General features: G+C 48.9%; 1 protein-coding gene. It reads right to left on the bottom strand.

What is annotated here, in order from left to right; genetic code table 11:
- Positions 1-268 (bottom strand): peptidogalycan biosysnthesis protein (locus R0J87_RS20950; protein ID WP_498888673.1); only part of this gene is annotated, 268 nt, incomplete at both ends.

Raw genomic sequence — 268 nt, 5'->3', positions numbered from 1 at the left:
AAATGCAACTGTCTGAAATCTTCATTACAACCCCAGTAACGGCCATACAGCGTATCGTCTGATCTAAAGCATAACGCCGCCGCGACCATATCATGCTGTCTGAAGGCGGCAAATACCACAATCTGGCTTGCCATGCTCTGCCCCCAATGTACAAATGTCTGTAACGTCAGGTAACCGCCATGGCCGGAGCGTTTGCTATAAGTTGCGCGGTAAAACCGGTAAAACTGCTGCCAGAAAGCCAACGTTAAATCAGCGCCGGTAATAATAC

Source organism: Halomonas sp. SIMBA_159 (genome assembly GCF_046536035.1).
Classification (GTDB): domain Bacteria; phylum Pseudomonadota; class Gammaproteobacteria; order Pseudomonadales; family Halomonadaceae; genus Vreelandella; species Vreelandella venusta_A.
The sequence above is the reverse complement of the archived record's forward strand: the minus strand, read 5'-3'. Positions and strand labels throughout refer to the sequence as shown.